Below are 19095 nucleotides of genomic sequence, written 5' to 3'. Positions count from 1 at the left end.
GATGATTCTTCTAATGCAGGTCGTTATGTTGCAAAATATATGGAAAAAGGCATAGGACAGGAATTATTAGAGAGTCTAGGAAAGAAGGCTTTTTATTCTTCTCGTAATTTACAAAAGCCTGAAGAAATAAAATTATTTACAAGTGAATCCTTAGATAACCTTGTTAAGAATGAAGATATCCTATATGAAAGCAACTATATTAGCAAAGTATTCCGAAAGGGACATTTAATTGCCAACAAAGTCAAATACAAAAAGATTAAGTTAAGTAAGGAGTAATAAAGAAATGCAAGTCATTCTACCAACAGAACAAGTTCAAGAAATACAGTCAATGATTACCAAGCTTTTACAACATGAAATTTCTCATTTCAAAGAAGATTTAGGTTTAGATAGTCCTTACCTTAATAAAGGGCAAACTTGCAAATATCTAGGTATCTCTAACAACACATTGGATTGCTGGATACAAAAGGGTCTTCCTGTTATTAAAATTGGGAAGACTATCCGATTCAATAAAAATGAGATTGATAAGTGGCTTTGTAGAAAAGCTATGCTATAATATCTCTAATGATATATCCTGACTCGTAAAAGGAGAACATCATGACAGTTACAAAAACAAGTAGTAACACTTACAATCTCAAAGTGTATATACCTAAAGAAATCCGACCTAAAATGGGGATTAAAGGAAATCACTTTGTTAAACGCTATAAAACAAGAAAGGAGGCCAAAGAAGCTGAACTAGAAATTTTATCTAAGATACATCAACTTGAAAATGGTGAGGATATCCTACTTTCTAAAACTAGCGATATTCTTTTCTCTGAGTTCTTTAATAATATTTGGTGGGATTCATACAAAGCTGGTCAAACAACTTCAACAACTAAACCTCCAACACAAGTTACTATTGATAACACTCAAACTGTTTTCAGAAAGCACATCTTACCAATGTTCGGTAATTATTCAATCAATTTTCTGAATCAGAATAAGCAAGTCGTACTAAACTTAATGACCGCTAAAGCTGAAGAATATGCTAATTTCAAGGCTATTAGAAGCTATGTAAACTCAATTTTCGATTGGGCTGAAAAATTAGAGTATATAGAATCAAATCGATTATCCAAAACAATTAAGCGAATTAAAGCTACCAAAAAACTAAAACTCCAAGAATCCAAAAATGAGGAAGACCTGTATCTGTCTAGTGAAGAATTACAAGATTGGTTTGATGCTTTTAGAGAAGATTTGGAGAACGATAAATTATCACTGAAAGATTATGTCCTATTCTTTACAACCTTTATTCTGAGCGATAGAAAATCAGAATCCTATGCTCTACATTGGAAAAACATAGACTTGGCAAATGCTCAAATTGACTTAAGACATGCACTTGACAAATATAAGAATGTAAAATCAACAAAAGGAAATAAAAAAACTATCTTTTCTATTTCTAGTGACTTACTTCAACTTCTGACTTCATGGAAAAAACAACAAAAATATGAACTGGCAAAGTTTGGTATCATCAGTAATCCAGAACAATTTATCTTTACTTACATAGATACCAAAGGTAATATCAATAAACCTTTACATTCTGACTACCTCAATAATAAAATGAAAACTATCAGAAAGCGTCACCCAGAGCTTACACACGCTACGCCACACAAACTACGGCATACAGGAGCAACACTTGCTAAACAAGCAGGAATGAGCTTAGAAGCCATTTCTGAAGCACTAACGCATAGCGATACATGCACAACTCAAATTTATGTCAACACCTCTAATGTAGTTCCTATGGCAGTTGGGGAATTTGCTTTAAAGTCTCTAAAACAATAAGGTAAAAATAAGGTGAACTTTGAGGTAAACTTTTTAAAAAAACACGAAAAAAGCACCCATAAGGTAAACTTTTGAGTGCTTTGAAACGTTGATATAATCGTATTGATTAACGTTTTGAGAATTGTGATGCTTTACGAGCTTTCTTAAGACCTGGTTTCTTACGTTCAACTTTACGTGAGTCACGTGTAAGAAGTCCTGCGCGTTTCAATGAATCGCGGAAGTCTGGGTCTACTTGAAGAAGGGCACGAGCGATACCGTGACGGATAGCTCCTGATTGACCAGCGTATCCACCACCAACAACGTTAACGAAAACATCGTATGAACCTACAGTTGAAGTAACTGCGAATGGTTGGTTGATAACAAGACGAAGGTCAGCGTGTGGGATGTACTCTTCAACATCTTTTTTGTTAACAGTGATTTTACCAGTTCCTGGAACAAGGCGAACGCGTGCAACAGCGTTTTTACGACGTCCAGTACCTGCATATTGTGCTTGTGACATACTTTATTGTTCCTTTCCTTAGATAAGTCCTGAAATGTCAAGAACTTCTGGTTGTTGTGCAGCGTGAGTGTGCTCAGCTCCAACGAATACTTTCAATTTCATACCTTGAGCGCGGCCAAGAGTATTGTGTGGAAGCATACCTTTAACTGATTTTTCGATCAAACGTACTGCATTTTTAGAACGAAGTTCACCAGCAGAGATTTGTTTCAATCCACCTGGGTGGTTTGAGTGAGTGTAGTAGATCTTATCAGTTGCTTTTTTACCAGTCAATTTAACTTTTTCAGCATTGATAACGATTACGAAATCACCTGTATCAGTGTGTGGTGTGAATGTTGGTTTGTTTTTTCCGCGAAGTACGCTAGCAACAACTGCTGAAAGGCGTCCAAGAGGTACATCAGTTGCGTCAACAACATACCATTTGCGTTCTACTTGGCCTGGTTTAGCCATGAATGTAGTTTTGTTCATGATTTCTCCTATATGAATATCGTTTTTGTTTACAGGGCGGATGTTCCGGTCCGCGGGGTATTTGAAAGGTTCCGGGGCCTTACAAATGGGGTAAACAATACCGTCTACTATCATACCAAATTTCACTACTAAAAGTCAATAGATATGAAAAATATTTTTGCCGATTTCGGTGTTCAACATCTAGAAAAACCTCGCTTTTGCGAGGCTCTCCTATTTATAAGCTAGGGCACGTTTAAAGGTTTTCCAGATTCCCAAATCATCTGTTTGAAGGACTAGGCTAGCATACATGCGTCCGATAAAGGCTGTTGCAGCGACTGCAAAAACAACCGTTATGGCAAGCGAGATCCAAGCTTCTAGACCACTTGCATACCCATTTATAGCTCTAAATGGCATAAAGAAGGTCGAAATGAAAGGAATGTAGGAACCAATTTTCAGAACTAAATTGTCCCCTGCAGCACCTAGAGAGGTCACACCGACAAATCCTGCTATAATCAAGATCATCAATGGCGACAAGGCCTTTCCTGAATCCTCAGGGCGAGAAACCATGGATCCTAGGAAGGCTGCCAAAACAACGTACATAAAGAGACTAACCAAGACAAACAATAAGGTATTGAGCGAGAAGGCCTCTCCCAAGTGGTTTAAAATACCAGATTGTGCCAAGATAGGGATATCTTTAAAGAGCAGAATGGCAGCCAGCCCACCCACGACGTAAATGCCTATATGAGTCAAAATCACAAGAAGCAAAGCCAGCATGCGAGCGTAGAAATAATGACTAGCTCGGATACTAGAGAAGACCACCTCCATGATTTTGGTTCCTTTCTCGCTAGCCACTTCCTGAGCAGTGACACTAGCATAGGTAATCAAAATCATATAAAGGAAGAAACCAAGCCCTGCGGCCGCAATGGTTTGAACAATTTTTTTGTTTTCCTTAGATTCATCAATCTTCTCAGTAAAGTCAACGGTTTGACTCAGGCGTTTTTCCTGTTCTTGAGACAAATTGGCTGCCGAACGATTGAGTTGGTATTGCAGTTCGTTTAACTTATTGGTTACTGCTAACTTGATGCCACTTTCAAGAGAAGTTTCACCGTGATAGACGGCCTTGAGGACACTGTCCTCTTGGTCAACAGTTAGGTAACCCTTGATTTTCTCATCCTTGATAGCAGCTTGGGCACTGGCTTCATCCTTATAATCAAAGTTGATACCATTGGTACCCTTGAGCCCTTCTTCCACAGATGGCACAGTTGTTACTACTGCTATCTTGCTATTCTTGGCCATAGAAGAATTTTGGAGATAGCCAATTCCTACAGATAAGGCTAAAAAGAGGAACGGCGAAATCACCATAAAGAAGAAACTCCACGACTTGACATGTCGAAGATAGGTTTCCTTCATTACAACCCACATATTTCTCATACTTTCACCCCTGATTCTAGTTTAAAGATTTCATCGATTGTTGGAGCTTGTTGGTCAAAGGTCGCGATGTATTGACCTTGAGTGAGGATGGGGAAGAGTTCCCTTCCAGCGTCCTCATCATCGAGGATTAATTTCCAACTACCTTGCTTGGTCAAGCTCACCTGTTTGACATGAGGAAGTTTTTCCAATTCTTCCTTGCTTTGTTCACTCGAAACAAAGAGACGTGTTTTCCCATATTGATTGCGAACATCCTGAACTGGTCCATGCAAGACCACACGCCCGTCACGAATCATCAGGATATCATCGCAAAGTTCCTCAACGTTGGTCATAACATGGTCAGAAAAGATAATGATTGCACCGCGCTCTTTCTCTTTCAAGATGACTTGTTTGAGCAACTCGGTATTGACTGGATCCAAACCACTAAAAGGCTCATCCAAGATGATCAAGTCTGGCTCATGGATCAGGGTGATAATGAGCTGAATTTTCTGCTGATTCCCTTTGGAGAGGCTCTTGATTTTGTCAGTCAATTTGCCCTTCACTTCCAGTTTTTCCATCCATTGAGGGAGTTTTTCCTTGACTTCCTTAGCATCCATGCCCTTTAGAGTAGCCAAGTAGCGAACTTGCTCAAGGACTGTCAATTTGGGCATGAGACTGCGTTCCTCAGGCAGATAGCCAATCCGAGCATAGGTTTCCTGACGAATCTCCTGTCCATCCAGACTGATCTCTCCTTGATACTCCAAAAATTTCAACATACTGTGGAAAATCGTTGTTTTCCCAGCACCATTTTTTCCGACCAAACCCAGAATCCTTCCTGGACTTGCCTGAAAATCGACACCAAACAAGACTTGCTTGGAACCGAAACTTTTCTCTAGATTTCTTACTTCTAGCATTTTCCACCTCCGAGATATGTTGCACTTATTATACTCCTTTTTGATAGCCTTTACAAGGATTTATGTACATTTTTATCTTGTCCATCCCAGCTTAAAAACTACGTCCCCTAAGGGTCTTAAGTGCCTAAGTGATAGAACAATTATAGCCCATTAAAGTGCATACAGGTGCTCTTACTCCTCAATTGTCCATTTTTGATCCTGAATTGTCATTTTGAAGTAAAAAATCCACCCCGAAGGATGGATTGATGAGTTAACGTACTTCTGCATTGACTTTTTCTTCGAGTGAAGATTGGATTTTTTCCATGTAGCGCGCTACTTCTTTGTCTGTTAAGCTATCTTCTGGATTTTGGAAGGTCAAGCTATAGGCCATTGACTTCATACCAAGTCCCAATTTTTCGCCTGAGAAGACGTCAAAGAGTTTGATATCTGTCAAACGTTTGACACCGGCTGCCTTGATAGCGTCTACTACTTCTTGGTGGGTGACAGCTGACTTGAGAAGAAGAGCAACATCACGACTAACTGCTGGGAATTTGGTGATTTCCACAAATGGAGTAGCAGGTTGAAGGGCAGCTTCGATAGCTGAAAGGTTGAGCTCCGCTACATAAGTTTCTGGAATATCGTAAGCCTTAGCAGTGACTGGATGAACTTGGCCAAGGAAACCAAGAACTTGGTCGCCGAGTGAAATCACGGCTGTACGGCCTGGGTGGAGACTTGCAATCTCAGCTGTTGCTGTATAAGTCACTTCAAGTCCCAAACGGGTAAAGAGGGCTTCCAAAATTCCCTTCGCATAGAAGAAATCAACTGGAACTGCCGGCGTTTGGAAGTCTTTTTCTGCAATCAAGCCCGTTAAAGCAAAGGCAAAACTGTTGATTTCGTTTGGCAGTTCTTCTTTTGGATTGCCTGTTTGCTCAAAGATTTTTCCGATTTCATAGAGTGCTAGTTTTTTGTTCTTTCGAGCCACGTTGTAGGCCACTGTATCTAGGATACCAGAGACCATATTCTGACGGAGGACGGAACGGTCTACGGTCATTGGCCACATGAGTTCTGTAAGGTTACTTGGTTGAGCTGTGAACTCAACTGCTTTTTCAGGTGTTGTTAGAGCGTAGGTAATGATCTCTGTCAAACCTGCTCCTTCAGCGATGGTACGTACTTGGCGACGAAGTTTTTGGGTTGCAGTCAATTCACCAGCTGTCCCATCATCTTTTGGAAGGGTCGTTGGCAGGCGATCATAGCCGTAGATCCGAGCAATTTCCTCAAAAAGATCTGCTTCAATAGTGATATCCCAACGACGACGTGGAACGCTGACTGTAAAGCGATCTGCATTTCCAGAAAGACCAAAGCCAAGACGACGGAAGACATCTTCGACATCAGCATATGAAAGCTCTGTTCCAAGGACACGATTGACATCGGCAAGAGTTGAAGATACTTCTACATCTGAAGTGTCAAGCTCACCCGCTGAAACGATGCCCTTACGCACCGTCGCACCAGCAAATTCCGCAATCATGCTAGCTGCAGCATCCAAGGCCTCATCGACTGTTGCCACATTGATCCCTTTTTCAAAGCGAGAAGATGACTCCGAACGCAGGTTGAGGCGTCCGCTGGTCTTACGGATGGATTTGCCATTGAAAACAGCTGCTTCTAACACAACGCGACTAGATTTTTCAGAGATCTCTGTTGCCTGCCCGCCCATGACACCTGCAAGGGCTACTGGCTTGTCAGCAACCGTAATCACTAGGTCACTTGTTTCCAAGTCACGTTCTTCCCCATCCAAGGTCACCAATTTTTCACCAGCACGCGCTTCACGCACACGAATCTCGCTTCCTTCAAAGGTATCCAAGTCAAAGGCATGCATGGGTTGACCAAAGTAGAGCAGGATGTAGTTTGTCACGTCGACGACATTGTTAATTGGACGAATCCCTTCGTTCATGAGAAGATTCTGCAACCACTGTGGACTTGGTGCGATGGTCACATTGTCCAAGATACGAGCTGCATAGTATGGCGCCTTGTCTGTGTCAATGCTGACAGAAAGAGCGTCCGCTGCAGCTTGATTTGTTTCTGTTAAACTGAATTCTTTAAAGCTAACTGCCTTGTCATAGATGGCTGCTACTTCATGAGCCACCCCACGCATAGAAAGAGCGTCTGCACGGTTTGGAGTGATAGAAAGTTCGATAATCTCATCGTCCAAGTCTAGATATGAGAAGACTTCCTCACCTGGTACAGCATCTTCTGGCAAGATTTGGATACCATCTGCGAATTCCTTTGGCACAACTGAGTCAGAAATTCCCAATTCACCAAGTGAACAAATCATCCCAAGTGACTCTAAACCACGGATTTTCCCTTTTTTAATCTTGTAATTGTCAGCAATACGAGCTCCCGGAAGTGCCACCATGACCTTGATCCAAGCACGCACATTTGGGGCACCACAAATAATTTGACGGGCTTCTTCTTCGCCCACATTGACTTGACAGACATGGAGGTGAGTTTCTGGCACATCTTCGCAAGACAAGACCTCACCGACGACAATTTTTGAGAGACCAGCAGCAGGTGATTCCACACCTTCTACCTCGATCCCTGTAGTTGACATTTTTTCCGCCAACTCTTGTGATGGCACATCAATGTCCACCAACTCTTTTAACCATTTATAAGATACTAGCATAATTAATAGATTAAGACCGTGTCCTTGTCCAACAAAGACGAAAGCGATAAAATTTTAGGAAGTTGCTAGAAATCCTGATTTTAACAGCAACTTATCCAAATTTCGAACTTTCAGGTCGAATTCAATTCCTTTCTACAATTTAGAAAACCACTAAACAGCATTCAAACTGGTGGCTCTGTCCAAGCACCCCCGCCCAGGTTAAAATCCTTTTTCCCTTTGAATCCGGCGTTCTTCCTTCTATACTAAGAGAGAAGACACTGGGTAGGACTGTGTTTCAGTAATCTGTTTTATTTAAACTGCTCTGAAAAACGAACATCACCTTGGTAAAAACCACGAATATCGTTGATTCCGTAGCGGAGCATAGCCACACGTTCTTGCCCAAGGCCAAAGGCAAAGCCAGAGTATACAGTCGCATCGATACCACTCATCTCAAGGACACGGGGGTGAACCATACCGGCACCCATGATCTCGATCCAACCCGTTTTCTTACATACGTTACAGCCTTCTCCACCACACTTGAAGCAGGAAACATCCACCTCAACAGACGGTTCTGTGAATGGAAAGTATGATGGACGCAGACGAATCTGACGCTCTTCTCCAAACATTTTTTGAACGATCAACTGAAGCGTTCCTTGAAGATCTGCCATGGATATATTTTTCCCTACAACCAAGCCTTCGATTTGGTGAAATTGGTGACTGTGAGTCGCATCATCCGTATCTCGACGGAAAACACGCCCTGGTGAAATCATTTTCAAAGGCCCTTTAGAAAAATCATGGGCATCCATAGCCCGCGCCTGAACGGGAGACGTGTGGGTACGGAGCAAGATTTCCTCGGTGATATAGAAAGTGTCCTGCATATCCCGCGCTGGGTGATCCTTTGGCAGATTCATCCGTTCAAAGTTGTAATAGTCTTTTTCAACCTCAAAACCATCCACGACTTGGTAGCCCATCCCAATAAAGATATCTTCGATTTCTTCACTGGTTTGGGTCAAGATATGGCGGTTCCCAGCAGGAATAACACGACCAGGAAGGGTCACATCCAGACTTTCGCTGGCTAATTGAACTTCCACCTTCTTTTCTTCCAAAAGTTTAGCAGTTTCTTCAAAGGCAGCAGTCAAAACATCCCTGGCTTCATTGACGTGCTTTCCGATGACAGGTCGCATCTCAGCAGAGACGTCCTTCATGCCCTTGAGGATTTCAGTCAGTGAACCCTTTTTCCCAAGGACAGAGACACGCAAATCTTGCATCTCTTTTTCATTTTCAGCAGTAATCTGCTTCAAACTCGCCAGCGTTTCTTCACGAAGCGCTTTTAATTGTTCTTCAATAGTTGACATAATTCCTCCATCAGTCGCTCATAGATAAAAAGAAAACCACATGCCAAAAACTCCACTCGGAGCGTTGACACGCGGTACCATCCGTTTCATCTGACAAGCCAGACCTTCATTTCTAAATCCATGCGCAAGTGAATTCACCCAGTTTTCATATAAAGAGCTTGCAGTCACGGCTCTCCTCCCTGTCATACTTCCCTTGAGTTACTAGTCTTGCGGATTTCTATTCGATTACTATCTAGTTTATCAGATTTTTACCATTCTTGCAAGACCTATCTCACTTCTGTCTGCCTTTAAATCGCCATTGGAAGCGAAGCTTGTCATAGAAAGGAAACTCAATAAATAAGACTCCCAGACCCACACAGAGACTGGCAAGAACATCTGATGGATAGTGGACTCCCAGATAGACCCTTGATAATAACACACTGACTAGGTAGAGACCAAGGACAATTTGAACGATTTTTCTCCAGACTAGATGTTGAATCCGTTGACTGAGAATGACAATCAATGTCCCCACCATCAGCGTCACAGCCAGAGAATGCCCACTTGGAAAAGAAAATCCTTTCTCCTCTACCAGATGTAAGATAGCTGGCCGTGGGCGCTGGTAGATGTTTTTAAAGGTCACGATTAAAAGACCGGCTAAGGCTAGATTACCCGCCATGAAGTAGCTTTCTATCTTCCACTGCTTACGATAAAAGATAAAGGCTGCAATGGCAACCCAGGTGATGATTACTGGGATATCAATCAAATGTGTAAGGGCACGGAACAGAACCGTTAAATAATCTGGCAAGTCCCCGCGAATAGCAGCCTGAAGCGGTTGATCAAAACCGACTAGCGTCTCAGGGTAGAATTTGACAATATAGCCCAGAATTACAAAAAGCAAAAGGGCAAAAGAGCCCTTCATTAAAAATGTTTGTTTATCTCTCATAATGTTTTAAGGTTGGTTTCAAGAGGACATAAAGTAACCAAAAGGAAACTGCAAAAAGGATTCCCTCAAGCAAATTGAACGGTAAAACCATTGTTAGCATGTAGTTGGCAAGTCCTAGTATTTTTTCAATATCAAAGTTAGCAAATTGAGCGTAGAGAGGCACGGCGTAGCCATAGTTCAAGACCAGCATAGCAAGAGTCAATCCTAAGATTCCAGCTATAGAAGCTACTATAAAACGAATGGTTGTGCGCTCTTTTTCCCAAATCAAACCAAAAGCGATAACAAAAACTCCCAAGGCTACGATATTCATTGGCAAGCCAATGTAGGTGTTCACTCCTTGGCTATTCAGAAGCAACTTCAAGAGTGAGCGCATCAAGAGAATTCCTAGAGCAGCTGGCAAATCCATCACTACCAAGCCCACAAGGACTGGCAAGATACTAAACTCAATCTTGAGGAAGGACGCTGCTGGCAACAGCGGAAAGTCAAAGTACATCAGCACAAATGAAATAGCTGATAAAATCGCAATGGTCGAAAGTCGACGTGTGTTTGTCATAACAGGTTCCTCCAATTTTCTATAAAATCAGAAGAAGTTGGAAAGTCTAAGCCAGCTATTCAATTTTTCTATAGCAAAAGGACACCGCACTATGCAAGCGGTTTTGTTTTTTCTACAAAAGTCAGCGAACAGACAAAGCTATTCTTTCGTCTTCTCCCATCCAGACTATACTGTCGGTTGTGGAATCGCACCACATCAGCTTGCGCTCGCGGACTTCTTTAACTAAGATATTTTGGATTAATCTAGGCGTCGCAGTCGAAGATAATACTTGAGTATATCAAGACAAGACAACGAAGAGTAAGCCAAAATAGCTAGTTAAAGTCACCGCCGGTCGGGAATTACACCCAGCCCTGAAGACCCTTTAATCATAACAAAAAACGCTTGCAAGTGCAAGCATTTTGATTATTTCAATTTATCTGTTTCATAGGTGTGAACAAGCTCAAGACCTGCAAAATCCTGCTGACGAAGAGCCTCATATACAATCATGCAGACAGTATTGGAAACATTGAGGCTGCGGACATGTTCATCATTCATAGGAATACGGAGTGCTTTCTCAGGATGTTCTCGCATAAAGTCCTCAGGCAAACCCTTGTCTTCACGTCCAAAGAGAAAATAATAATCCCCACCACTTGCCAAATTTGCTTCAGAATAGACCTTTTCCGCAAATTTCGAAATCAGATAGAGTTTCCCCTTCATTCGAGACATGAAATCTTCCAAACTGTCGTAAAAATAAATCTCAAGCTTGTCCCAGTAATCCAAACCAGCCCGCTTCATCTTCCGGTCATCAATAGGAAATCCCATCGGTTTGATGATGTGAAGAGGAGAATTGGTCGCAGCGCAAGTACGCGCAATATTACCTGTATTTTGCGGAATTTGAGGTTCAAATAATACAATGTGATTTGTCATGACTGGCTTCCTTTCACCATTGCAAAAAAATAGCCACACTGCCCGGAGTCAAGCTCAGCGAACAGCGTGGTTAAGGCATCGTTAACTTACCTCACAACAGGTCTGAAGTAAATCAGCGAAACTACTTTCTTAGTATATCACTTTTAGTAGGATTGTCAATAGAAAATCACTATTTTTTAATTTTTTCTTCTTATTTCCAAGGGTTATAAAAACGTCCGCCATTGAGCCAAATCAAGACCAAACTGACTAGTAAAAACAGTGATGCTAAGCCGATTGCCAGGTAGTCTCGTTTTTGCAAGGCCTGATAACTATACCAAGTTCGTTTTTTCTCTTTTCCAAACCGTCGCAATTCCATGGCCGTCGAAATCGTATCAATTCGTTCCAAAGAGCTAAAAATCAATGGTGTGATAATATGGAGATTGCCTCTGATACGTTGCCAAACAGATGTTTTTCGGGATAGTTCCAGACCTCTGGCTTCCTGAGACATCTTTATAGTAAAAAACTCCTCCTGCAAATCAGGAATATAGCGGAGGGTCAAGCTAACAGAATAAGCAATCTTATAGGACACACCAATCTGATTGAGACTTGATGCAAATTGGCTCGGATGTGTGGTCAACAAAAATATCAGCGCCAAGGGGATCGTACAGACATACTTGATCGCCAGATTTAAGAGATAAAATAGTTCTTGACTGGTCAAAGTATAGGGTCCGATTCCCTGAAAAAGAAGAGTTTTATAAGTATAAATCTCCACTCCGTACTCTGGAGAAAAGAGATAAACCATCAAAACATTCAAAAGAGCAAAGACTAGGGCAAATATAGCCACAAAAGAAACATCTCGAAAGCGAATTCCCGACATACGTAATAAAAAAAGAGACATTATCCCAATCAGACTCAAAAAACGGGTATCGTAGGTAATCATAGCAGCAAGAGAAACTAAGATAAAAAAGAGTAATTTTGCCGCTCCTGACAGATGATGAAGGAAGGTTTCTCCATGATGATAACCAATTAGTTTAGTCTGCATGTCCTTCTCCTTTTTGTTTCTTATAAAATGCTGTTAAAGTAAGTGGGTCAACATTCAGCTGCTGAGCCAGATTAAAAATAGACGTTTCTTTGAGATTGGCTTGCTTAAGAAGTTCTGGGCTAGTCAGAAGAGCCGCTGGTTCAAGATCAGCAATAATCTTACCATCTGCCACAACCACAGACCTATCTGAATAATCCAACATCAACTGCATATCATGCGTAATCATGATAATTGTATGCCCTTTTTGATGTAGCTCCTGCAAAAACTCCATAATTTCTGTGTAATTCTTCTGATCCTGCCCTGCCGTCGGTTCGTCCAACAAAAGAATTTCCGCTCCCAATACTAAAATAGCGGCGATGGTCACTCGCTTCTTCTGACCAAAAGAGAGAGCCGAAATCGGCCAATTACGATAAGCATATAAACCACAAATCTTCAAAGTCTCAAGAACTCTATCTTTGATAACCTCTTCGTCCATACCTCGCAAACGTAAGCCTAGAGCCACTTCATCATAGATCATGGTCATTGAAATCATCTGATTTGGGTTTTGCAAGACATAACCTACTCGGGCAGCTCGTTCTGCGATAGAATCTCCTTTGACATCTTGACCTTTCCAAGTGTAAGAACCTTGGGTTTCGATAAAGCCACTAATAGCCTTGGCAAGGGTAGATTTTCCTGCGCCATTTTTCCCAACGATGGCAATCTTTTCTCCCTTCCTGATATTGAAGTCAATGCCTTTTAAGATTGGTTTATGATCATAGGCAAAAGAAAGATTCCTTAAGTCAAACAAAGAAGTTTTTTGCTTGCACTCCTCTGAGGAAGATGAAAATTTGGGAAGAGAAATTTGGGGAAGTTCTAACTCTTCTAGTTTAGTCAAGTGAGAAAATTGAGTCACATCTACTCCCAGCTGCTTTAGACTGGTTAAATATAAGGGTTCCCGAATGCCATTTTCTTGTAATAAATCTGTTATCAACAATTCATCTGGAGTATCGTTAAAGAGAATTTCCCCTTCGTTAATCAAGACAATGCGGTCTACCGATCTATGTAAAACATCTTCCAAACGGTGCTCGATAATGACTGTAGTCACCTCTTCTTCCCTGTGAATCTGATCAATCAATTCAATAATATCTTGACCAGAGTGAGGATCTAGATTAGCCAAAGGTTCATCAAACAAGAGAATCGGACTCTCGTCAATCAAAACTCCCGCAAGACTGACTCGTTGCTTTTGTCCGCCAGATAAATCCTGCGGACGCTGTGAAAGGAGATCTAGCAAGTCTAGTTTTTCAGCCCACTTATGAACACGAGTTCTCATCTGTTCCAGCTCGATCATGTCATTTTCCAGAGAAAAAGCCAAATCCTCCGCTACAGATAGTCCAATAAACTGACCATCCGTATCCTGCAAGACCGTGCTGACCAGATGCGATTTGTCATAAATACTCAAGCCAAAAGCAGCTTGTCCTTGAATCCAAAACTTGCCACTTGCCTGCCCCTTATAAATATTAGGGATAATGCCGTTTAAACATTGACCAAGTGTTGATTTTCCAGAACCCGAAGGTCCTACAATCAAAACTTTCTCCCCTTTATAAATTTTTAAATTGATATTCCGCAGGGTCGGTTCTTGCTGACTTTCGTATTGGAAAGAAAAATCTTTCCACTCAATGATTACTTCTCTCATGCTTCTCACTTTACGTATTATTTGCTTAGGACTACCTTTGTTCAGGACGGAGAAAAATCGAACGAGGCCGAGACACCTTGTCCCAGCCTCTTCACGACTATCTTACTTTACCATTTTCTCATTCTTTCATCAGAAAGTCAAAGAATAGCACTAGTCTTTCTTCAAACTGCCTACACGTATCTGTGTACGGGAATAAGCAAGTAAAAGAAGGCTACCAGCAACTGCCACTGTCACTCCGTTTGAAAGTCCCGCTACAATCCCTTGAGCAAATACTTTCTCAGCAGCTTCTTTATAAATCACAATATCACCTAGCGGTGCTAGAACACCCCAAATAAGAGCATTAGCCAATAATTGAACGAGATTAAAGATAGCAAAGTCTTTCCATTTAAATATTCCTCGAGAGATTCGAACTTGCTTTCTAACAATTCCAACCGCAAAACCAAATAAAGCACTCGCAATAATCCAAGTCCACCAAAGACCAAAACCTGAAATCGCATCTTTCACCCCATGACCGATTAAACCAACCAAGAGGCCAACAATGGGACCGAAAATAACAGACAAGAGAGCTTGTACTCCGTACTGCAATTGAATACTGGTGTTGGGCACAGGAGTTGGAATGCTAATCATTCCGATTACCACAAATAGAGCTGCGCCAATCCCAATAGCAACAACATCCTTAATTGAAAAGCTAAAATTCAACAGTTTTCTCATTTTTTTCTCCTTTTTCTTAATTCCTAATTTGTATCGACTCGGCGGATTTCAATCTTCCAAGAAGAACCTACGCCTACATTGTAAGCCTTGGCAAAGGAACCTTGGTTAATCGCTAGTCCCACACGGTAGAGGGAATTGATATACAAGATTGGTTGACCGATGCGTACATCTGCAAAGGACTTGCCATAGACGACCTGATTTTGGTACACCAACATATCATAGTGGTAAATAGTCACTTCAAATCGTTCTCCAAACTGAGGTTCGATTTGGTTAAACTCCTCTCGAGTAATGGAGGTCCAGAGAGAACCAAAGCGAACATCCAATATATCTACCGCTCCCTTGACAGAATTTCCCCCAATCTCTGTGTCCACTACTTGAAGTTCCACAATGTCCTCCACAGATAATTCTGGTCCAACCTCCTCAAAGGTAATATGTCCACTGGCTAGCTTAGCACCCGTATAAGCATAGACATCACGTCCATGGAAGGTGTAGGAATGCTCTGTGTTTTGCCGACGATTTTCTACTTCTGAGATTTCCCGAATGGCTGTGATTCCTACATGCTGTTTAATAAAGGACAGAGTGCCGTTATCCGGTGTAACGATGTATTGATTTTTAGCTGTTTTAGCCACAACGCTTTTACGCTTAGAGCCAACACCAGGGTCAACGACAGATACAAAAGTCGTTCCTTCTGGCCAATAATTAACCGTTTGAAAGAGACGATAGCTCCCCTCAAAAATATTATAAGGGGTAATATCATGTGTCAAATGATGGATTTTTAGAGTTGAGGATTCCTCCAAAGCCACACCAATCATAGCCGACACAGCTCCATCTACCAAACCAAAATCCGATTGCAATACCAGCAAATTATTATTCATCTTGTCTCCTTTTTGCGTATATTCTATCATAACACACTTCAGAAAAGCTTACAAATATCTTTTTGCAGGATATATCTATAGTTTTTGTCTATAGCCTGATCGTCCTTCTCGCTAGTTTTAAGATGCTTTTTTCTCTAAAAAAGAGTATGATAGTTACATCATGAAAAAGTAGGTTTTTATATGAAAATTATTCTTGTTGGTGGAGGGAAAGTTGGTTTCGCCCTCTGTCGTTCACTGGTTGCAGAAAACCATGACGTTGTCCTCATCGAGCAAGATGAAGCTGTCCTCAATCACATTGTCAGTCGCTTTGACATCATGGGGCTTCTTGGAAATGGTGCTGACTTTGCCATCTTGGAGCAAGCCGGCGTCCAAGAGTGTGATATCTTTATCGCTCTAACTGAATACGATGAAGTGAATATGATTTCAGCGGTACTTGCTAAAAAAATGGGTGCTAAAGAAACCATCGTTCGGGTGCGAAATCCTGAATACTCTAATGCCTATTTTAAAGAGAAAAATATTCTTGGATTTTCACTTATTGTTAATCCAGAACTCCTAGCAGCGCGTGCGATCTCAAATAGTATCGATTTTCCTAATGCACTCTCTGTTGAACGATTTGCTGGTGGTCGGGTTAGCCTGATGGAATTTGTTGTCAAAGACTCTAGTGAACTCTGTCAAATGCCAATCTCAGACTTCCGTAAAAAATTTGGTAACGTTATCGTCTGTGCTCTGGAAAGAGATCATCAACTCATGATTCCAAGTGGCGACATCACTATCCAAGGCAAGGATCGGATTTTTGTTACGGGAAATCGGGTGGATATGATGCTTTTTCACAACTACTTCAAATCTCGTGCTGTTAAAAGTCTGCTTATCGTTGGTGCAGGTAAAATTGCTTATTATCTACTTGATATTCTCAAAGATAGTCGCATCGACACTAAAGTCATCGAAATCAATCCTGAAAGAGCTCGTTTCTTTAGTGAAAAATTCCCAAATCTCTATATCGTACAAGGGGATGGGACTGCTAAGGACATCTTACTGGAAGAAAGTGCTCCTAATTACGATGCGGTCGCAACCTTAACTGGTGTTGACGAGGAAAACATCATCACCTCCATGTTCCTTGACCGTGTTGGCGTCCAAAAAAACATCACTAAAGTCAACCGAACTAGTCTTCTAGAGATTATCCAGACACCTGATTTTTCAAGTATCATCACGCCGAAAATCATCGCAGTGGATACCATTATGCACTTTATTCGAGGTCGGGTTAATGCCCAGTACTCAGACCTTCAAGCCATGCACCATCTAGCAAACGGTCAAATTGAAACCCTCCAATTCCAAATCAAGGAAGCTAATAAAATGACTGCCAAGCCCCTTTCACAGTTAAAATTGAAGAAAGGTGTGCTCATCGCAGCCATTATCCGAAAAGGAAAAACAATCTTCCCTACTGGAGAGGATATACTTGAGGTCGGAGACCAGTTACTGGTAACCACCCTGCTGCCAAACATCACCAAGATTTATGATTTGATTGAGAGGTAAAAAATGAATAAAAGTATGATTCGTTACCTCCTCTCAAAACTTCTCTTGATTGAGGCAGCTCTCCTTCTAGTACCTGTTGGTGTAGCGACCTATTATCAAGAATCCAGTCAAGTATTTATCGCTCTCTTTTCTACGATTGGAATTTTAGTCTTTCTCGGTGGTCTAGGCGTTTTACGAAAACCGAAAAATCAACGGATTTATGCCAAGGAAGGGGTCTTAATTGTTGCCCTCTGTTGGATTCTCTGGTCTTTCTTTGGCGGCCTCCCCTTTGTCTTTTCAGGACAAATCCCCAGCGTCATCGATGCCTTCTTTGAAATCAGCTCTGGATTTACGACTACAGGAGCAACTATTCTGAACGATGTTTCCGTTCTCACTCGTTCCCTCCTCTTCTGGAGAAGTTTCACCCACTTGATCGGAGGGATGGGGGTACTCGTCTTTGCACTTGCCATTATGGACAATGCCAAAAATAGTCACCTAGAGGTGATGAAGGCTGAGGTCCCTGGACCTGTCTTTGGCAAGGTCGTATCCAAGCTAAAAAACACTGCCCAGATCCTCTATCTGCTTTATCTAGCTCTCTTCTCCCTTTTTGTTGTCATCTACTATCTAGCAGGCATGCCTCTCTATGATAGTTTTGTCATCGCTATGGGAACGGCAGGAACCGGAGGCTTTACCGTCTATAACGACGGAATTGCCCACTACGGTAGCTCACTCATCACCTATCTAGTTAGTATCGGAGTGTTGGTTTTTGGGGTTAACTTCAATCTCTACTACTACCTCATGCTCCGTCGGGTTAAGGCTTTCTTTGGAGATGAAGAACTGCGAGCTTATGTGATCATTGTCCTAGTTTCTACCGGCTTGATTACTCTTAATACGCTCCACCTCTACCAAGGTGTCTCTAAAAGTGTTGAGATGGCCTTCTTCCAGGTTTCCAATATCATCACAACAACAGGTTTTGGTTACGGAGATATTACCAACTGGCCCCTCTTCTCCCAATTTATCCTCCTCTTCCTCATGGGAATCGGTGGATCAGCTGGTTCAACTGCTGGTGGTCTCAAGGTGATCAGAGGACTTATCCTCTCTAAAATCGCAAAAAATCAGATTTTATCCACCTTATCCCCTCACCGTGTTTTGACTCTACACGTCAATAAAACTGTGATTGATAAGGATACCCAGCACAAGATTCTTAAATATTTTGCTATCTATATGATGATTATTCTTTCTCTCATCTTTATCGTCAGTCTTGATAGCAATGATTTTCTAGTCGTGACCAGTGCTGTCTTCAGTTGTTTTAACAATATCGGACCTATTCTAGGTACAACCTCGAGTTTTGCCATCTTTAGTCCTATCTCTAAAATCCTCCTCTCCTTTGCAATGATTGCAGGTCGCTTAGAGATATACCCAATTTTGCTCCTCTTTATGAAACGTACCTGGTCTAAACGTTAATGATAATACAATTCCCCTTTTACAAGCTAGTAGAAGGGGAATTTTTCTATTGATAAATTGCAAGAATAAGTGCAACATTTACTCGAACTCATCCACTAGAGCTTCATAAGCAGTTCTGTAAGCTAAACATTTTCGTGGTCGGTGATTGATATCATATAAGGCCTTGTTCAAAGCCTCATCAGAAATAGCGGCTAAATCAGTTTTCTTTGGGAAATATTCTCTTAGTAAGCCATTTGCGTTTTCATTGCTTCCTCTCTGCCAGGAAGAATAGGCGTCCGCAAAGAAAAAGGAAATTCCTAAGTTCTCTACCAGAGGATAGCAGGCAAACTCTTTTCCCCTGTCTGAAGTGAAGGTTTTAAGAGTCTCTTTTGGAAATAGCTTACAAAGTTGTTCGAT

17 protein-coding genes, 2 pseudogenes and 1 riboswitch are annotated in these 19095 nt (G+C 41.5%); of the genes and pseudogenes, 5 read left to right on the top strand and 14 right to left on the bottom strand.

Annotation, left to right across the window (positions count from 1 at the left end):
• The 3 genes and pseudogenes from SORDD16_RS09470 to SORDD16_RS09460 form a co-directional block, all read left to right on the top strand.
• Positions 1-276: pseudogene (locus SORDD16_RS09470) on the top strand (MIX23 family protein); the annotation flags it as partial.
• 7 nt (positions 277-283) lie between these two features.
• Positions 284-553 (top strand): helix-turn-helix domain-containing protein, encoded by a 270-nt coding sequence (locus SORDD16_RS09465; protein WP_061453254.1) that lies wholly within the window; start codon positions 284-286, stop codon positions 551-553.
• Between the two features lie 41 nt (positions 554-594).
• Positions 595-1812, top strand: a complete 1218-nt coding sequence (locus SORDD16_RS09460) for a site-specific integrase (RefSeq protein ID WP_061453253.1) — start codon at positions 595-597, stop codon at positions 1810-1812.
• 106 nt (positions 1813-1918) lie between these two features.
• Here SORDD16_RS09460 and rpsI read toward each other — a convergent pair whose 3' ends face one another.
• The 13 genes and pseudogenes from rpsI to SORDD16_RS09395 form a co-directional block, all read right to left on the bottom strand.
• Positions 1919-2311 carry a 30S ribosomal protein S9 gene (gene rpsI, locus SORDD16_RS09455; RefSeq protein ID WP_000075973.1) on the bottom strand — a complete coding sequence of 131 codons (393 nt, stop codon included), beginning with the start codon at positions 2309-2311 and terminating at the stop codon, positions 1919-1921.
• Between the two features lie 18 nt (positions 2312-2329).
• Positions 2330-2776 (bottom strand): 50S ribosomal protein L13, encoded by a 447-nt coding sequence (gene rplM / locus SORDD16_RS09450; protein WP_001044624.1) that lies wholly within the window; start codon positions 2774-2776, stop codon positions 2330-2332.
• A gap of 210 nt (positions 2777-2986) precedes the next feature.
• Positions 2987-4186, bottom strand: coding sequence for an ABC transporter permease (locus SORDD16_RS09445; protein WP_061453252.1), 1200 nt, complete (start codon positions 4184-4186; stop codon positions 2987-2989).
• Positions 4183-5076, bottom strand: a complete 894-nt coding sequence (locus SORDD16_RS09440) for an ABC transporter ATP-binding protein (RefSeq protein ID WP_061453251.1) — start codon at positions 5074-5076, stop codon at positions 4183-4185. Before SORDD16_RS09440 ends, SORDD16_RS09445 begins: the two co-directional genes overlap by 4 nt.
• 250 nt (positions 5077-5326) lie before the next feature.
• The gene (gene pheT / locus SORDD16_RS09435) at positions 5327-7732 is read right to left on the bottom strand and encodes a phenylalanine--tRNA ligase subunit beta (protein WP_061453250.1); all 2406 of its coding nucleotides are present in this window, start codon (positions 7730-7732) and stop codon (positions 5327-5329) included.
• 287 nt (positions 7733-8019) lie between these two features.
• Entirely contained in the window at positions 8020-9066 is a 1047-nt protein-coding gene (gene pheS / locus SORDD16_RS09430) for a phenylalanine--tRNA ligase subunit alpha (protein WP_061453249.1), read from the bottom strand.
• A 271-nt stretch (positions 9067-9337) separates the two neighbouring features.
• Positions 9338-9988: a phosphatase PAP2 family protein gene (locus tag SORDD16_RS09425; RefSeq protein ID WP_061453248.1), complete on the bottom strand. Its 651-nt coding sequence runs from the start codon at positions 9986-9988 to the stop codon at positions 9338-9340.
• The gene (locus SORDD16_RS09420; protein ID WP_061453247.1) at positions 9978-10541 is read right to left on the bottom strand and encodes an ECF transporter S component; all 564 of its coding nucleotides are present in this window, start codon (positions 10539-10541) and stop codon (positions 9978-9980) included. The genes SORDD16_RS09425 and SORDD16_RS09420 overlap by 11 nt, the downstream gene beginning before the upstream one ends.
• Positions 10542-10685: 144 nt before the next feature.
• A riboswitch (FMN riboswitch) is annotated at positions 10686-10903 on the bottom strand.
• A 40-nt stretch (positions 10904-10943) separates the two neighbouring features.
• On the bottom strand, positions 10944-11447 hold the full coding sequence (locus SORDD16_RS09415; RefSeq protein WP_061453246.1) for a tRNA (cytidine(34)-2'-O)-methyltransferase: 504 nt from the start codon (positions 11445-11447) through the stop codon (positions 10944-10946).
• A 190-nt stretch (positions 11448-11637) separates the two neighbouring features.
• Complete coding sequence (locus tag SORDD16_RS09410) at positions 11638-12468, bottom strand: energy-coupling factor transporter transmembrane component T family protein (RefSeq protein WP_061453245.1); 831 nt, start codon at positions 12466-12468, stop codon at positions 11638-11640.
• Positions 12469-12556: 88 nt separating this feature from the next.
• A pseudogene (locus SORDD16_RS09405) lies at positions 12557-14140 on the bottom strand (ABC transporter ATP-binding protein); the annotation flags it as partial.
• Between the two features lie 150 nt (positions 14141-14290).
• Positions 14291-14851, bottom strand: a complete 561-nt coding sequence (locus SORDD16_RS09400) for an ECF-type riboflavin transporter substrate-binding protein (protein WP_061453243.1) — start codon at positions 14849-14851, stop codon at positions 14291-14293.
• Between the two features lie 23 nt (positions 14852-14874).
• Entirely contained in the window at positions 14875-15726 is an 852-nt protein-coding gene (locus tag SORDD16_RS09395; protein WP_061453242.1) for an SAM hydrolase/SAM-dependent halogenase family protein, read from the bottom strand.
• Positions 15727-15906: 180 nt separating this feature from the next.
• Between SORDD16_RS09395 and trkA the strand changes: the two genes are divergently transcribed.
• Both trkA and SORDD16_RS09385 read left to right on the top strand, forming a co-directional pair.
• Positions 15907-17256 (top strand): Trk system potassium transporter TrkA, encoded by a 1350-nt coding sequence (gene trkA / locus SORDD16_RS09390; RefSeq protein WP_061453241.1) that lies wholly within the window; start codon positions 15907-15909, stop codon positions 17254-17256.
• Positions 17257-17259: 3 nt separating this feature from the next.
• Positions 17260-18699: a TrkH family potassium uptake protein gene (locus tag SORDD16_RS09385; RefSeq protein ID WP_061453240.1), complete on the top strand. Its 1440-nt coding sequence runs from the start codon at positions 17260-17262 to the stop codon at positions 18697-18699.
• A 78-nt stretch (positions 18700-18777) separates the two neighbouring features.
• Here the strand turns inward: SORDD16_RS09385 and SORDD16_RS09380 are convergent.
• On the bottom strand, positions 18778-19095 hold a 318-nt coding region (locus SORDD16_RS09380; RefSeq protein WP_128973507.1), incomplete at its 5' end, for an IS30 family transposase.

This window comes from Streptococcus oralis (assembly GCF_001578945.1).
Taxonomy (GTDB): domain Bacteria; phylum Bacillota; class Bacilli; order Lactobacillales; family Streptococcaceae; genus Streptococcus; species Streptococcus oralis_Q.
Note: the sequence above shows the minus strand (reverse complement) of the source record. Positions and strands in the feature narration are given on the sequence as shown.

Excerpts from the sequence above, each read along its gene's own strand:
- SORDD16_RS09465 (WP_061453254.1), top strand. The coding sequence starts at position 284 with ATGCAAGTCATTCTACCAACAGAACAAGTTCAAGAAATACAGTCAATG.
- SORDD16_RS09460 (WP_061453253.1), top strand. The coding sequence starts at position 595 with ATGACAGTTACAAAAACAAGTAGTAACACTTACAATCTCAAAGTGTAT.
- rpsI (WP_000075973.1), bottom strand. The coding sequence starts at position 2,311 with ATGTCACAAGCACAATATGCAGGTACTGGACGTCGTAAAAACGCTGTT.
- rplM (WP_001044624.1), bottom strand. The coding sequence starts at position 2,776 with ATGAACAAAACTACATTCATGGCTAAACCAGGCCAAGTAGAACGCAAA.
- SORDD16_RS09445 (WP_061453252.1), bottom strand. The coding sequence starts at position 4,186 with ATGAGAAATATGTGGGTTGTAATGAAGGAAACCTATCTTCGACATGTC.
- SORDD16_RS09440 (WP_061453251.1), bottom strand. The coding sequence starts at position 5,076 with ATGCTAGAAGTAAGAAATCTAGAGAAAAGTTTCGGTTCCAAGCAAGTC.
- pheT (WP_061453250.1), bottom strand. The coding sequence starts at position 7,732 with ATGCTAGTATCTTATAAATGGTTAAAAGAGTTGGTGGACATTGATGTG.
- pheS (WP_061453249.1), bottom strand. The coding sequence starts at position 9,066 with ATGTCAACTATTGAAGAACAATTAAAAGCGCTTCGTGAAGAAACGCTG.
- SORDD16_RS09425 (WP_061453248.1), bottom strand. The coding sequence starts at position 9,988 with ATGAGAGATAAACAAACATTTTTAATGAAGGGCTCTTTTGCCCTTTTG.
- SORDD16_RS09420 (WP_061453247.1), bottom strand. The coding sequence starts at position 10,541 with ATGACAAACACACGTCGACTTTCGACCATTGCGATTTTATCAGCTATT.
- SORDD16_RS09415 (WP_061453246.1), bottom strand. The coding sequence starts at position 11,447 with ATGACAAATCACATTGTATTATTTGAACCTCAAATTCCGCAAAATACA.
- SORDD16_RS09410 (WP_061453245.1), bottom strand. The coding sequence starts at position 12,468 with ATGCAGACTAAACTAATTGGTTATCATCATGGAGAAACCTTCCTTCAT.
- SORDD16_RS09400 (WP_061453243.1), bottom strand. The coding sequence starts at position 14,851 with ATGAGAAAACTGTTGAATTTTAGCTTTTCAATTAAGGATGTTGTTGCT.
- SORDD16_RS09395 (WP_061453242.1), bottom strand. The coding sequence starts at position 15,726 with ATGAATAATAATTTGCTGGTATTGCAATCGGATTTTGGTTTGGTAGAT.
- trkA (WP_061453241.1), top strand. The coding sequence starts at position 15,907 with ATGAAAATTATTCTTGTTGGTGGAGGGAAAGTTGGTTTCGCCCTCTGT.
- SORDD16_RS09385 (WP_061453240.1), top strand. The coding sequence starts at position 17,260 with ATGAATAAAAGTATGATTCGTTACCTCCTCTCAAAACTTCTCTTGATT.